The sequence below is a fragment of the Mesorhizobium sp. 131-2-1 genome, assembly GCF_016756535.1.
In the GTDB taxonomy this organism is placed as follows: Bacteria; Pseudomonadota; Alphaproteobacteria; order Rhizobiales; family Rhizobiaceae; genus Mesorhizobium.
Map to the genome: position 1 here is coordinate 3,049,424 of NZ_AP023247.1, position 14,046 is coordinate 3,063,469.

Genomic DNA, 14,046 nt, shown 5'->3' on the forward strand with positions numbered 1-14,046 from the left:
TCCTTCTTGCGTCCGCCGGCGATGATGGCGGTGTGCGGCATATAGGGACCGCAAAGCCGACCGAAAGACAAGCACGGGCTATTTCTTCGCCAGCTGCTGCTTCACCAGCTCGATCTTCTTGTCGGTGAGCGGGATCGGCATCGTGTTGCCGGCTTCGGCAAAACCCTGCTTGGCATTTTCGAAGAATTCGATGGCCTTACGGTAGTCGGCCTTGCCGCCGCCAAAGCTGGCGCGGTTCCACTGGACGTCGCCGAGATTGTTCTGCGCGAAGGCCCATTGCATTGGCTGGCTCTCGCGGGTGAACACCTTGAGCGTCGCCTGGAAGGCGGCTTCGGCCTCGTCCAGATATTTGCCTGTGCGCCCGAGAGTGCCGAGATTGAGCAGGCTCATGCCGATGCCGTTCTGCGCGTTTGCCCAGTCGACGGGCGCTGTCTCGAAGGTCAGCACCTCGAGCGCTACCCGGCGCGCGGCGACCGAGTCGGCCAAGGTCCTTGTATCTGCCTCGCTCATGCTCAGCCAATGCAGCGCCGAGCCGAGGCCGGCTTGCGCCAGCGCCCATTGCCGCGGCGTCGTCTCCCGCTTGTATTCGCGCAGGGCGTCGCGGTAGGCCATCGCCGCATCCTTGTAGTGCTCCGGCTTGTCGGACAGGCCACCGAGCAATTGCAGCGTGTTGCCGAGATTGTAGGCGGTCATCGCCCAGTCGAGCGGGAAAGCGCGCCGGGTGTAGATGCGCCGCGCCGCCCGGAAGGCCGCAACCGACTGCTCGAGCCGCGCCGGGTCGAGCGTGCGCTGGCCGAGCGTCTGGTAGACCGAGCCGAGATTGTTCTGGGTGGAGGCCCAGTCCATCGGGAACCGCTGGCGGGTGAAGACCGTCAGCGCATCGCCATAGGCCGTCGCCGCTTCTTCCAGCTCGGCGGTGCCGAGATCGAAGCGGGCAGCGCTGCTCAAAGCATTGCCCAGATTGAGCCGGCTGGTCGCCCAGGAGACCGGGAAGGTGTCGCTCGTCCGGACTTCGAGCGCGGCGCGGAAGGCCGTTGCCGCCTCGGTGACCTTCGCCTGGTCGTTGCGCAGAGTGCCCAGCGTCACCAGCGTGTTGCCGAGGTTGTTCTCAACCATCGCCCACTGCACCGGCGCCTTCTGGCGCGTGTATTCCTGCAGCGCCAGCCGATAGGCGGCCTCGGCCTCGGTGAGGCGTTCGCCGCCGGGCTCCCGTTCCGAGAGCGCGTACAGCGCCAGGCCGAGATTGTTCTGCGAGGCCGCCCAGTCGAGCGGAACTTTGTCGCGGGGGCGCTTCTCCAGCGTCGCGCGCATGGCTGCAACCGCCTCGTTCAGGCGCTTCGGATCGCTCTCGCGCTCGCCGATCTTCAGCAGCACATTGGCGAGATTGTTCTGGGCCGCGGCCCAGTTGAGGTCGTCTCTCTCGCGCTCGAAGACGGCAAGCGAGTCACGGAAGATCTGGGCTGCCTGTTCAAGCCGGGCCGTGTCGGTCTCGCGTTCGCCGATGGTCTGCAGCACCACCGCCATATTGTTGCGGGTGATCGCCCAGTCGCGGTTCTGCTCGCCATTGGGAATGAAGTCCAGGATGATCCGGTAGGCGTCGATGGCCTGCTGCAGCGCCTGTTTGTCGCCGGTGGCATCGCCATGGGCGTTGAGCGCCTCGGCCTCCTGGTTCTTGTAGTTCCAGCGCAGTTTGTCGTCCCATTTCTCGACCAGCGCGAAGGCCTTGCCGTAGTCGCCGGCCGCCGATTTGTAGTCGAAGACCAGGGCGGAGGCATCGGCGCGCCTGGCATAGATGGCGGCGTCGGCGAGCCGCTTCTGCCTGACCAGTTCCTCCGCCTGGTCGACGGCGCCGCTGGTCTGCTCGACCCGGCCTACCGCTTCGTCGAGGAAGTTGCGCGCGGTGACGATGGCGCCCTGGCCGATCGCCTTGTCGGCCGAGTCGACGAGACGCTTGATTTCGGGATCGTCGGTGCTGAGCGCGTCACGCTCGGACAGCATCTTCTTAAGCCGTTCGGCCTGCGCGTCGAGAACCTTCTGCAGGTCGGTCGGATCCTCCGGGATCTTGTCGGTGCCGAGCGCCCTCAGCACGCCGTAGAGCGCGTCGAGCGGCACGCCGTCCTGCAAAGAGGCGAGTTCCACCTGCGAGCGCTTCGGATCGGGCAGGTCGGCGATCGTCAAAAGCAGTTGCCGCCGCTCGCCGGTGATCAGCCCGTCGTCACCAGTCGGCTCCACCGGCGCGACGCCGAAATAGAGCAGCCGGCGCAGGCTTTCGTTGACCCAGGGCCGCTGCCGGGCTTTGGTGTCGAGATAGACCTCCTCGGTCACCATGCGCATGACTGAGCCGAATTCGGTGCCTTTCATCGCGACGAGATGGCGCAGGAGCGCCGCCGCATAGGGGCTGTTCTCGCCGGTGGCGCCATCGAGCGCCGGACGTCCGGGCTCGGCGGCGAAGCCGATCACCGTTCCAAGGTTTTCGGTGGCCGGCGCATTGTCGAGCGCCTTGGCGCCGCGCAGCGGTTCCAGCCCACCGGCGCCGATCGGCGTGGCCGAAGCGGTCGGCGCAGGGCGCAGCACTGCGCCCGGCGGGAACGGGTTGGTGCGGCAGGCATCGAGCAGCATGATCGTCACCGGCACCGTCTTCTTCAACTCGTCCATGACGGCGGAGATCGGCACCATGGCATTGTCGGCATCCTTCAGCGACGACACGTCGGCGTCGACCGGGACCATGTAGTTCTCGCCGCCGGCCTCGATGCCGTGGCCGGAATAGTAGATGAAGGCGACATCGGCGCCTTCGGCATCCTCGACGAAGCGCTCGAGGTCCCGCTTCAGCTTCGAGGCGTCGCGATCGGTTACGCTGCGCGCGTCGAAACCGAGATCGGTCAGCATCTTGGCCATGTCGCGGGCGTCATTGGCCGGGTTGGGCAGGGCAGCGATGTGCTGGTAGTTGGACTGGCCGACGATCAGTGCCACGCCCTTGAGGTTCTCCGCGCCCCTGGCCAGGGATGCCGCGAGACAGAGCAGGCCGGCGACGAAAACCGTCAGCCATGCCCCTGCCGAAAGATGATGGTTCGGGGTTTTGACCAAACCCATTCGCCGCGCATCCGCCCTGATGATCCCAAGCCTCTATAGCGCTGCCAGCCGGCCATGATCAAATTGGGGCGATAGCCGGGGAGGGCCTTTTCCGTAGGTGGCGCAATTGCGCCGCGATCTGGGCTCGCCTATCACGGAAAAAATGTCTCCGCTCACCGAAACCGTCCTCTTCGTCTTCAGCCTCGTCGCGCTCGGCTACCTTGCCGGCCTGACCGGCTATCTGAAACCGGCAAGCGGCGAGGGCATCTCCGAATTCGCCATCAACGTGGCGATGCCGCTGCTTCTGTTCCAGACGATGGTGAAGTCCGATTTCCACGGCGTGGCGCCATGGTCGCTGTGGGGCGCCTATTTCTCGGCGGTCGCGATTACCTGGGTCGCGGGCCATCTCGTGACCACGCGGGTGTTCGGTCGGGATGCGCGCGTGGGTATCGTCGGCGGCGTGTCGTCGGCCTATTCCAATATCGTCCTGCTAGGCGCCCCCTTTATCCTCGGCATATTCGGACCGAGCGGATTCGAGGTCCTGTCGCTGCTGGTCTCCATCCATTTGCCGATCATGATGATGGTCTCGATCATCCTGTTCGAGATGTTCGGCCGCGGTGCTGAGGAGCACGTTCATCCGCTACGCGTCGTCAGGAGCTTCCTCAGGCGGCTTTTCGTCAATCCGCTGATCATCGGCATACTGGCAGGGCTCGCCTTTCGTCTAATCGGCGCGCCGCTGCCCGAACTCGTTTCGCGGCTGGTCGATGCGCTGGCCGACACGGCCGGGCCGGTTGCACTGTTCGCCATGGGGCTCAGCCTGCGCCGCTTCGGCATTTCCGGCAACGTCCGGCCGGCGCTTGCGTTGTCGGCGTTGAAACTCTTCCTGATGCCGGGACTGGTGCTTGGCCTGGTCTGGCTGCTCGGCCTGCCGCCGCTGACGGCCAAGGTGGCGGTGGTGGCGGCGGCGCTGCCTTCGGGCATCAATTCCTATCTCATCGCCGTCCAGTTCAACACCGGCCAGGCGCTGGCCTCGAACCAGATGACGATCGCCACCGCGAGCGCGGTGCTGACCACGTCCTTCTGGCTGACGGTGGTTCTGCATGTCTTCGGATAGCAGCAGACCGCCTTTCGGCTCTCGCCTTCGCTGGTCCAACCCCTATATGCCATCTTGCGATTGCTTGCCGGCCTTTCCCTAGGTTAAGAGCAGTGGCTCCAGCGTGCGGTCATTGCGCACGCGCATCGAAGATATCCAGAAAAACGGCCGATCAGCGCGCCGAACGGAGGCTAGACCATGCTTCAGAAAACCAGCCATTTCATGCGCCAGGCCAATCTCATCAATGGCGAATGGGTGCAGGCCGACAGCGGCCAGACGGTCGACGTCAACAACCCCGCCACCGGCCTCAAGATCGGCACAGTGCCGAAGGCCGGCAAGGCCGAGACGCGCCGCGCCATCGAGGCCGCCGAGGAAGCCTTCAAGACGTGGCGCAAGACCACCGCGCTCGAGCGTTCGAAGCTTTTGCGCAAGCTGCACGACGCGATGATGGACAATCAGGACGTGCTCGCCGAGCTGTTGACCATCGAGCAGGGCAAGTCGCTGTTTGAATCGAAGGGCGAGATCGGCTCGGCTGCCGCCTACATCCTGTGGTTCGCCGAGGAAGGCCGCCGCACCTATGGCGACATCGTGCCGTCGCCCTGGGGCGACCGCCGCATCCTGGTGACCAAGGAGCCGGTCGGCGTCATCGCCGCCATCACGCCATGGAACTTCCCGTCCTCGATGCTCGCCCGCAAGCTCGGCCCGGCGCTGGCCGCAGGTTGCACCGCGGTGGTCAAGCCGGCCTCGCAGACGCCTTATTCGGGCCTCGCCTGGGGCGCGCTCGCCGAAGAGGTCGGCTTCCCCAAGGGCGTCATCAACATCCTGACCGGCTCGGCCGCCGAGATCGGCGACGAGATCTGCGCCAACCCGCTGGTCAAGAAGATCACCTTCACCGGTTCGACCGAGGTCGGCAAGATCCTGATCCAGAAGTCGTCCGTGACCGTCAAGAAAGTGTCGATGGAGCTCGGCGGCAATGCGCCGTTCATCGTCTTCGACGACGCCGATATCGACCGCGCCGTCGCCGGCGCCATCACCGCCAAGTACCGCAATTCCGGTCAGACCTGCGTCTGCACCAATCGCTTCCTCGTGCAGGCCGGCGTCTATGACAAATTCGTCGAGAAACTGGTCGTCGCCAGCAACAATCTGAAGGTCGGGTCCGGCCTCGAAGAGGGCGTGCAGCAGGGACCGCTGATCGACGGAAAGGCGGTCGAAAAGGTCGAGGAACTGATCGCCGACGCCACGTCGAAGGGCGGCAAGGTGGTGGCCGGCGGCAAGCGCCATGCGCTCGGCGGCTCGTTCTTCCAGCCGACGGTGATCGCCGACGCGACGTCGAAGATGCGCTTCATGAAGGAAGAGATCTTCGGCCCGGTCGCTCCGGTGTTCAAGTTCGAGACCGAGGAAGAGGCGATCGCCCTCGCCAACGATACCGAATTCGGCCTCGCCTGCTATTTCTACACCAGCGATCTCGGCCGCGCCTTCCGTGTCATGGAAGGGCTGAAATACGGCATGGTCGGCGTCAATGAAGGTCTGATCACCACACCGGAAGCGCCGTTCGGCGGCGTCAAGGAATCCGGTCTAGGCAAGGAAGGCGGACATCAGGGCATCGAGGACTATCTCGACACCAAATATGTCTGCATCGGTGGCCTCGGCCTCTGACAGCAAACGGAAGGGCAGGCGCAAGGCCTGCCTTCCTGTATTGCATACCCGGTCGGGACCGGCCGAGTCGATAGATCAACGAACTGACTTTCGGGCATGATGATGAAGGACGGCGAGGTCTTCGGCACGACGCAGGCGGGCGAGCCCGTCCGCCGTTTCACCATTCGTGGCGGCGGCCTCACCGCCAACATCATCGGGCTTGGCGCCATCGTCCAGGACCTTCGGCTCGCCGGCCACGACGCGCCGCTGGTGCTGGGCTACGACCGTTTCGAACCCTATGAGACCGACAGGGCGTTCTTCGGCGCGGTGGTCGGCCGCTTCGCCAACCGCATTCGCGACGGTCGCTTCACCATCGCCGGCAAGCGCTACCAGACAGAGCGCAACTTCCTCGACAAGCACACGCTGCATGGCGGCTCGGAAGGCTATTTCCACCGTCCGTGGACGGTCTCGCTGCATGGCCGGGATTTCGTCACGCTGACTTTGCATGACCCCGACGGCACGATGGGCTTTCCCGGCGCGCTCGACGTGACCTGCACCTACCGGCTCAAGATCCCCGGGACGCTCAGCGTCGAACTGACCGCCACGACCTCCGAGGAGCCGACGCTCTGCAATCTCGCGCAGCACTCTTACTTCAACCTCGACGACGGCGGTGCCGGTGATATCCTCGATCATCGGCTGATGCTCAATGCAGGCGCCTACACGCCGGTCGATGCGGAGATGATCCCGACAGGCGTGGTGAAGCCGGTCGACGGCACCCCATTCGACTTCCGCCAGGCGCGGCAGCTGCGCATGGAGAGCGAGGGCGAGCAGCTGCCCTACGACCTGAACTTCTGCCTTGCCTCCACGCACGGGTCGCTCAAGCAGGCCGCCTGGGCGCAAGGCGCCTCATCGGGCGTCGAGATGGAGGTCTGGACCACGGAGCCCGGTCTGCAGCTCTACACCGGCCAGTATCTGGCGCCGACCTCGGCAGGGCTGGAGGGGCGCCACTACAAGGCCTTTTCAGGCTTCTGCCTGGAGGCGCAGGTCTGGCCGGACGCGCCAAACCGGCCCTATTTCCCGCAAGCCACGCTGTGGCCGGGCCAGATTTATCATCAGGTGACGGAATACAGGTTCCGACTGCCTTAAGCTCTGCCGACATTTAGGTGAGGCCGGCCTGACCTAAATCTCAACAGACCTTAGCGTCGAATGCCGCTCGAAGCGTCTCGAACGGCGCCAGCGCGCCGCGCACCTGCACGACGGCGGCTGCGACGCGATGCGCGCGCAGCGCCGCGTCGGCCGGTGAATGGCCGGCCAGTCGCGCGGCGAGATAGCCGCCATTGAAGGAATCGCCGGCGCCCGTGGTATCGACCGGCGTCGCGACATGCACGGCCGGAACCGGTTGGAAGGCGCCGTTGACGGCGATCAGCGCCGCGTCCTCGCCATTCTTGACGACAACTTCGCCGACCAGTCGGCCGAGCCTCTCGGCGGTCGCCTGCGGGGTCGTATCGCCAAACAGCATCTGCTCGTCGGGAAAGGTCGGCAGAGCGATATCGGCGACGGCAAGCGCCTCGGTGATTGCCGACTGCGCTTCCTCGCGGCTGTGCCAGAGCCGCGGCCGGTAATTGGGATCGAAGGCGACCAGTGAGCCGGCCGCCCGCGCCTTGGCCACCGCCTCAAGCAATGTCTTGCGCGAAACCTGCTCCAGAATTGCCAAAGTGATTCCGGAAAAATAAGCAAGCGACTGGTTTTCAAGGCTTTTCGCCAAGGCCTCGGGATCCGACGCCAGTTGCCTGGCGGCGGCGTCGGCGCGCCAGTAGGTGAAGGCACGCTCGGCGCCGGTAAGCGTGATGGCGTACAGGCCGGGCCGGGCGCCTGGAATGACAGGGCTTTGGCCAATGCCGATGCCGTTTTCGGCGAAGAAGGCGATCTGGCCTTTCGAGAACGGGTCGTCGCCGAAGGCCGAGACATAGCTCGCCGGCCGCTCGCCGCTCAACGCATGCAGCGCCCACAGCGTGTTGAACGTGTCGCCGGCAAAGCCCATGCGCCAGTTGGGGCCGGTCTGGCCCGACAGCTCGAGCATGCATTCGCCGATCGAGGCGACGCCGTTTGCAGCCATCTATCTCTCTCCCGGTGCATGTTGCCCAAAAGTGTGCAGCAGTTTTTGGGACAACGACCTGCACAAACCAAAGTGCCGTTGCTGTAGCTTTTTGCAGCCGGCAACGCCATGCTTGGCGGCGCCCGATTTTTGCGCCAGAAGCGTTTTCCCACAGTCGCGGCGGGACGCGATCCACCCGCTGGAACGTTGTGCTTTGAGAAGGAACCGGTTTGGCATCCCTATGGCGCTATCTTCTCGCGGGTCTTGGTCTGGCCGCCTTGCTGGCAGGCGTCCTAGCGATCGTCTATCTGACTGCCCCGCAAACGGCGCCTGGCCCCGACACGTCGCGCTCGAAGACGACGGCAAACGGGCTGTTCGTCGCCAGCTTCCAGCCGGAACGGGGCGTGATCAGGCAAGGCGAATTGCAGTCCTGGCTGCTGACGCTGAAGACGGTCAAGGGCGATCCGGTGGAGGGTGCGGCGATCACCGTTTCCGGCGGCATGCCGCAGCACAATCATGGGCTGCCGACCAGCCCGCAGGCGACCGACTATCTGGGCGATGGGCGCTACCGCATCGACGGGCTGAAGTTCACGATGAGCGGCTGGTGGCAGCTGCGCTTTGCCATTTCCGCGGCGGCCGGGTCGGATACGGTCGTCTTCAATCTGGTGTTGTGAACTAGATGAACCGCAATCTCCTCTGTCTCCTCGTGCTTGCGGTGACGGTCATGCTTGCCGGCTGCGGCAAGCCACAATTTTCCGACGCCGAGAAGAAGTCCATCGCCTCGCTGGCGCTGAACACGCTGCCGCCGCTGAAACCCGATACCACCAACCGCTTCGCCGACGCGCCGGCGGCGGCGGCGCTCGGATCGACGTTGTTCTTCGACCAGGGCATGAGCCGCGACGGCACGGTTTCCTGCTCGACCTGCCACAAGATCGACCGCCAGTTCCAGGACGACCTGCCGCAAGCGGTCGGCATCGGCCGGACCAACCGGCGCACCATGCCGCTGGCGGGTGTGGCGCGCGACCCCTGGTTCTTTTGGGACGGGCGGCGCGACAGCCTGTGGGCGCAAGCGCTGACGCCGCTCGAAAACCAGTTGGAGCATGGCGGCAACCGCGCCGCCTTCGCGCATTACATCAAGAAGCGCTTCGGCGAGCGCTATGAGCGCATCTTCGGGCCGCTGCCCGATCTTTCGACGGTACCGGCCAACGCCAGTCCGCTTGGCACCGATGCGGAGAAGGCGGCCTGGAACGCAATGCCCGACAGCCAGGCCGAGGACGTCAATCGCGTCTTTGCCAATATCGGCAAGGCGATCGCCGCCTTCGAGCGGTCGATCGAGCCGCCGCAGACGCGCTTCGACCGCTTCGCCATCGACCTGGCGACCGGTGCCGAGCCAAAGGGTGACGCGGCTTTCTCGCCGGAGGAGGTCCTCGGGCTGAAGCTGTTCATCGGCAAGGCCAATTGTGTGACCTGCCACAACGGTCCTCGCTTCACCGACAACTTTTTCCACAATACCGGCGTGCCGCCGGTCAAGGACCTGCCGCCGGATCGCGGCCGCATCGATGCGGTAGCGCAGGTCGAAACCGACCCGTTCAACTGCTTCGGCGCCTTTCGTGACGGCGACGACAGCGCCTGCCGCGAGCTGCGCTTCATGGTCAAGGACGGGCCGCAACTGGCGCGCGCCTACAAGACGCCATCGCTGAGAGGTGCGGCCACGCGCGCGCCCTACATGCATGCTGGGCAGTTCTCCTCGCTCGACGAGGTCGTCGCGCATTACTCGAAGGCGCCGGCGAGCGTCGAGGGCGTTTCGGAGGTCCATCCGCTGCAGCTTTCCGACCGAGAACGCGCGGCGCTGGTGGCGTTCCTCAAGACACTGTCGGAATGAGTTAGCGGTCCTTCACCGTTTCCATCGCCACGAATGTCGAGGTCTGGGCGACGTGGGGGAGCGCCGAGATGCGCTCGCCGAGCACGCGACGGTAGGCGGCGATATCGGTGGTGCGGACCTTCAGGAGATAGTCGAAGCTCGACGCCATCATGTGGCATTGTTCGATCTCGGGCACCGCCTGCACGGCGCGGTTGAAGGCGTCGAGCGCGGCCGAGCGGGTGTCCGACAGCTTCACCTGGACGAAGGCGACATGGCCCTCACCCATACGCTCGCGGTCGATGATCGCCTGGTAGCCCCTAATGTAGCCGTCCTTCTCCAGCCGCCTCACGCGCGCCTGCACCGGCGTCTTCGACAGGCCGACCTTGCCGGCCAGCTCCGACATGGAAAGCCGCCCGTCGCGCGCCAGCGCCGACAAGATGTTGCGGTCAATGCGGTCCAATTGGTCTTCTGTCATCGAATTTGTGGTCCGATTGGTGAGAATACTACGCAAATGATAGATCAATTGGCCCACATTGTCGATTTCTTTGGACCGACCGAAATCCGCAACTGTGCTAGTTTGCGCCATTCGGTCCGGTGACCGCCGGTCCGCTCCCTGATGCTCGCTCCACAGGACCCCGCCATGCCGCTCGACGCCATTCGCCAACAGATCCGTGCCAACTATCTGCCCGACGAAGACGAGGCGGTGAAGCGCCTGTCGGATGCGACCGGGCTCTCGGCAGATGGTCGCAAGGCGATCTCGGCCCGCGCCGCCGATCTGGTGCGTGCGGTGCGCGGCTCGACCGATCCGCGGCTGATGGAGGTGTTCCTCTCCGCCTATGGCCTGTCGACCAAGGAAGGCGTGGCGCTGATGTGCCTTGCCGAAGCGCTGCTGCGCGTGCCCGACGCCGAGACGATGGACGACCTCATCGCCGACAAGATCGCGCCGCACGACTGGTCGGCGCATTCGGGCAGCTCGAGCTCCATCTTCGTCAATGCCTCGACCTGGGCGCTGATGCTGACCGGGCGCGTGCTGGACGAGGGCGAGGGCGGTATCGAAGGCACGCTGCGCGCCATGGTGCGCAGACTTGGCGAACCTGTGATCCGCAAGGCGGTTGCGGCCGCCATGCGCGAAATGGGCGAGCAGTTCGTGCTCGGCCGCACCATCGCGGAAGCCGTCAAGCGCGGCCGGCCGATGACGCAGAAGGGCTATCTCTATTCCTTCGACATGCTGGGCGAGGCGGCCCGCACCGAGGCCGACGCGTTGCGCTATCACAAGGCCTATGCCGACGCGATCTCCTCGCTCGATGCTGGCTCCAACGGTCCCGATATCCGCCACAACCACGGCATTTCGGTCAAGCTGTCGGCGCTGCATCCGCGTTACGAGGTGGCGCAGAAGGACGCGATGCTGCCGGTGATGGCCGAGCGGCTGCTGTCGCTGGCGCTCGCGGCGCGCCATTCGCGCATGGGCCTCAACATCGATGCCGAGGAGGCCGACCGCCTCGACCTGTCGCTCGATGTCATCGAGCGCGTGCTGGCCGAGCCGGAGCTCGCCGGCTGGAACGGGTTCGGGGTGGTGGTGCAAGCGTATGGGCCACGCGCGGCCTTCGTCATCGACTGGCTCTACGCGCTGGCAAAGAAGTACGACCGCACCATCATGGTGCGGCTGGTCAAGGGCGCTTATTGGGACACCGAGATCAAGCGGGCGCAGACGCTGGGGCTCGCCGGCTATCCGGTCTTCACCCGCAAGACCAACACCGATGTCTCCTACATGGCCTGCGCGAAGAAGCTGCTGTCGATGACCGACCGCATCTATCCGCAGTTCGCCACCCACAATGCGCATACGGTGGCCGCCATCCTGTCGATGGCCAAGGATCGCGACTCCTTCGAGTTCCAGCGCCTGCACGGCATGGGCGAGGCGCTGCACGAGACGGTGCGCCAGGCCGAAGGCACGCGCTGCCGCATCTATGCGCCGGTCGGCGCGCATTCCGACCTGCTCGCCTATCTGGTGCGCCGTCTGCTGGAAAATGGCGCCAATTCCTCCTTCGTCCACCAGCTCACCGACGAGGAGGTGGAGCCGGAGGACATCGCGCGCGACCCGCTTGAGACGGTCGAGAAGCAGGGCCCGGCCGCCAACCCGGCGATCGTCCGACCCGCCGCGATCTTCGGCGCCGGGCGCCGAAACTCGAGGGGGGTGGACATCACCGACCCGGTGACGCTGGCCGCGATCGACAAGGCCAAGGCCGAGTTTGCCGGACCGGACCGCTGGCACGCGAAGCCGATCACGCGCGCCGCCGGCTACGGCAAGGAGCGCAAGGTGGTCAATCCGGCGAAACCCGACGAGGTTGTCGGCACGATCCACGAGGCCGCCGCCAAGCAGGTCACCACCGCCGTGCGCATCGCGGTCGAGGCGCAGCCGGCCTGGGCGAAGCGTCCGGTCGCAGAGCGCGCGGCGATCCTCAACCGCGCCGCCGACCTCTATGAGGCCAACGCGGCCGAATTCTTCGCGCTCGCCACCCGCGAGGCCGGCAAGTCGCTGGCCGACGGCGTCGCCGAGGTGCGCGAGGCGGTCGACTTCCTGCGCTTCTACGCCGCCGAGGCCGCCAATGCGGAGACGGGCACCGAGGCGCGTGGCGCGATCGTCTGCATCTCGCCATGGAATTTCCCGCTTGCCATCTTCACCGGCCAGATCGCTGCCGCCCTCGTCACCGGCAACTCCGTCATTGCCAAGCCGGCCGAGCAGACGCCGCTGATCGCCTTCCGCGCCGTCGAGATGCTGCGCGAGGCCGGCGTGCCCGAAGACATCATCCAGCTTCTGCCCGGCGACGGCCCCTCCGTCGGCGCGCCGCTGACGGCCGATCCGCGCATTGCCGGCGTCTGCTTCACCGGCTCGACCGAGGTCGCCAAGCTGATCGAGAAGCAGCTGGCCGAGACGGCGGCGCCGGACGCCATGCTGATCGCCGAGACCGGCGGACTGAATGCGATGATCGTCGATTCCACCGCACTGCCAGAGCAGGCGGTGCGCGACATCCTCGCTTCCGCCTTCCAGAGCGCCGGCCAGCGCTGCTCGGCGCTGCGCGTGCTCTACGTGCAAAAAGACGTCGAGAAGAAAATGCTGGAGATGCTGAAGGGCGCGATGGAAGCGCTCAACCTCGGCGATCCGTGGCTGATCTCGACCGATGTCGGCCCGGTCATCGATGACGAAGCGCAGGCGTCGATCAGCGACTATTGCACGAAGATGGGGCTGCAGGGCCGGTTGATCGCCAAGTTGGAAGCACCGAAAAATGGCCGCTTCGTCGCGCCGCATGTCTTCCGCGTCAAGGGCATCGAGGAGATGGAGCGCGAGGTGTTCGGCCCGGTGCTGCATGTCGCCACCTTCGACGCCGACGAGATCGACGCCGTCATCGCCGCCATCAACCGTAAGGGCTATGGCCTCACCTTCGGCCTGCACACCCGTATCGAAGGCCGCGTCCAGCATTTCGTCGACGGCATCCATGCCGGCAACATCTACGTCAATCGCAACCAGATCGGTGCCGTGGTCGGCTCGCAGCCTTTTGGCGGCGAGGGGCTTTCCGGCACCGGGCCGAAGGCCGGCGGGCCGCATTATCTGCGGCGCTTCCGCAAGGGGCCGGAGGCCGGCACGCATGTCGCCGAGGGCCACAAGGTGACGGCGACCGAGCTCGCCGACAACCTGCCCGATCCGGCGCTGGGCGGCTGGTCGACGCGGCCCGACCGGGTGGCGATCCTGAGGAAGCACCTGCGCGGCAAGGGCGCGGCGGCCATTGGCGCGGCGGCAAGCATCGATTTCGGCCAGGTCGATCTACCAGGCCCGACGGGCGAGGCCAACACGCTGTCGCTCGCGCCGCGCGGCCGCGTGCTCTGTCTCGGACCGGATCCGGACACGCTGCTGGCGCAGGCGATCCAGGCGCTTGCTGCCGGCAACGCCGTGCTTGCGGTGGCGCCGGGCGCGCCGGCGGCGCTGTCGGCGCTGACCGGCAAGGGCCTGCCGATCGCGGCCATAGACGGCCGGCCGGACCCGGTCGAGGCGCGCGCGCTGCGCGTCGATGTCGTCGCCTTCTCGGGCACGCCGGAGGCAGCGCGCATCGTGCGCAAGGTCATTGCCGAGCGCACCGGCCCGATCGTGCCGCTGGTCAGCGAGGTGCTCAATCCGGCTGCCTATGCGCATGAGCGCGCCGTCTGCGTCGACACCACGGCGGCGGGCGGCAATGCCAGCCTGCTGGCTGCCGCGTAGTGCCGAGCCCAAGTCCGGTGCGTGTGTTGCAAGGAGGCCGCGCA

The 14,046-nt window shown here is 65.9% G+C and carries 9 protein-coding genes; 6 read left to right on the top strand and 3 right to left on the bottom strand.

Annotated elements, in window-relative coordinates:
- Positions 1 to 78 precede the first annotated feature (78 nt).
- Positions 79 to 3,090, bottom strand: a complete 3,012-nt coding sequence (locus JG743_RS14635) for a caspase family protein (protein ID WP_202301609.1) — start codon at positions 3,088 to 3,090, stop codon at positions 79 to 81.
- A gap of 142 nt (positions 3,091 to 3,232) precedes the next feature.
- Here JG743_RS14635 and JG743_RS14640 point away from each other — a divergent pair, with 142 nt between their 5' ends.
- The 3 genes from JG743_RS14640 to JG743_RS14650 all read left to right on the top strand — a co-directional run bounded on the left by JG743_RS14640 (position 3,233) and on the right by JG743_RS14650 (position 6,943).
- Complete coding sequence (locus JG743_RS14640) at positions 3,233 to 4,183, top strand: AEC family transporter (RefSeq protein WP_202301611.1); 951 nt, start codon at positions 3,233 to 3,235, stop codon at positions 4,181 to 4,183.
- A 177-nt stretch (positions 4,184 to 4,360) separates the two neighbouring features.
- A complete protein-coding gene (locus JG743_RS14645; RefSeq protein WP_202301613.1) occupies positions 4,361 to 5,818 on the top strand; it encodes an NAD-dependent succinate-semialdehyde dehydrogenase in 1,458 nt (485 codons plus the stop codon).
- Positions 5,819 to 5,914: 96 nt separating this feature from the next.
- Positions 5,915 to 6,943, top strand: a complete 1,029-nt coding sequence (locus tag JG743_RS14650) for an aldose epimerase family protein (protein ID WP_202301615.1) — start codon at positions 5,915 to 5,917, stop codon at positions 6,941 to 6,943.
- A 40-nt stretch (positions 6,944 to 6,983) separates the two neighbouring features.
- On the opposite strand, the gene JG743_RS14655 is transcribed toward JG743_RS14650, so the two are convergent.
- Positions 6,984 to 7,913, bottom strand: a complete 930-nt coding sequence (locus JG743_RS14655; protein ID WP_202301618.1) for a sugar kinase — start codon at positions 7,911 to 7,913, stop codon at positions 6,984 to 6,986.
- 209 nt (positions 7,914 to 8,122) lie between these two features.
- Between JG743_RS14655 and JG743_RS14660 the strand changes: the two genes are divergently transcribed.
- Positions 8,123 to 8,566, top strand: coding sequence for a FixH family protein (locus JG743_RS14660; protein WP_202301620.1), 444 nt, complete (start codon positions 8,123 to 8,125; stop codon positions 8,564 to 8,566).
- A 5-nt stretch (positions 8,567 to 8,571) separates the two neighbouring features.
- A complete protein-coding gene (locus JG743_RS14665; RefSeq protein WP_202301622.1) occupies positions 8,572 to 9,774 on the top strand; it encodes a cytochrome-c peroxidase in 1,203 nt (400 codons plus the stop codon).
- Position 9,775: 1 nt separating this feature from the next.
- Here JG743_RS14665 and JG743_RS14670 read toward each other — a convergent pair whose 3' ends face one another.
- Positions 9,776 to 10,228, bottom strand: coding sequence for an Lrp/AsnC family transcriptional regulator (locus JG743_RS14670; RefSeq protein ID WP_202301631.1), 453 nt, complete (start codon positions 10,226 to 10,228; stop codon positions 9,776 to 9,778).
- A 165-nt stretch (positions 10,229 to 10,393) separates the two neighbouring features.
- Between JG743_RS14670 and putA the strand changes: the two genes are divergently transcribed.
- Positions 10,394 to 14,002 (top strand): bifunctional proline dehydrogenase/L-glutamate gamma-semialdehyde dehydrogenase PutA, encoded by a 3,609-nt coding sequence (gene putA / locus JG743_RS14675; protein WP_202301633.1) that lies wholly within the window; start codon positions 10,394 to 10,396, stop codon positions 14,000 to 14,002.
- Positions 14,003 to 14,046 lie beyond the last annotated feature (44 nt).